We start from the raw sequence: 1,126 nt of genomic DNA on the forward strand, positions 1-1,126 counted from the left end.
CGGTGCCATAATCGACAGCAAACCAGGACTTACTCGTGGGAACTACTAGAGAAATGGCTGGCCCATCAACACGCTGGCCCGGCTGGATATTCGTTCGGTCAAATTTCGTCGCGCACGCCGAAAGACCTAGGACAATAAGTGGCAATAGAGCGCTTAGAAAGAACTTGCGTAACATCGTTATTATTATGCTGTTAAGAGAGTTCTTATGCTGCCACACTGCAGCGCGCTTTTCGAGTGAAAGCACGCTAGCAGTGTCTTGTGCACTATTTGAGTTCAGGGTTGTCGGAATAGGGTGGTTGACCACTCACGCTCTCAGGTAGATCAATGACTTTAGGTCGACGACGTTTGCGCGTCTTAGCGGGTACCATGCCGCGCATAACCTCCATGCGTCCAAAACAGAGCAGCTTATCTTCCGGCTCTAGTAGCCTGTCTTTTCTGGGGTTAGGGATCACTTTTGCTCCCCTGTAAAGGGTGAGAACGTTCACGTCCTGTTCTTGAAGCTGTGTTTCGAGTATGGTTTTGCCAACAAAATTTGAGCCTTCGGGAATGTAAATTTCACCAACGCCGTAGCCACGACTAACGGTCAACCGTTGACGCACGTCGATTTCCGGGAAATCAACTTGTGCCGCGATGTAGTCGATGATCGCGCCGGCGACATCAAGGCCGGTGCACGTTTCGATACCTTCAAGCCCAGGCGAAGAATTTACCTCCATGATCTGAGGGCCACTCGCGCTTTCGAGCATATCGACGCCGGCCACTGTCAGCCCCATTATCTGCGTCGCGCGAACCGCGGTGTCGATATAATCTTGTGAGAGCTCAACGGCCTCGGCAATTCCCCCACGGTGAACATTGCTCCGAAACTCTTGCCCCTGAGCGACTCGTCGCATCGCGGCAACAACACGATCACCCACCACGATCGCACGAATGTCTTTGCCCTTACTTTCGGCAACAAATTTTTGAATGAGAACATTTTGTTTTTGGCTTTGAAGTAACTCAATAATCGACTCGGCCATATTCACAGTCTCAGCCAAAAGTACACCGATACCTTGAGTACCTTCGATAAGCTTGATAATGACTGGCGCTCCGCCCACGCGTTCTATTGCCGGAAGAACATCTTTTTTATCGC

Annotated in this window: 1 protein-coding gene; it reads right to left on the reverse strand. The window is 50.7% G+C overall.

The features are described from left to right. Nucleotides 1-263: 263 nt before the first annotated feature. On the reverse strand, nt 264-1,126 hold an 863-nt coding region (locus tag A3751_RS21100; protein WP_068458793.1), incomplete at its 5' end, for a RimK family alpha-L-glutamate ligase.

The sequence above is a fragment of the Oleiphilus sp. HI0080 genome (assembly GCF_001635135.1).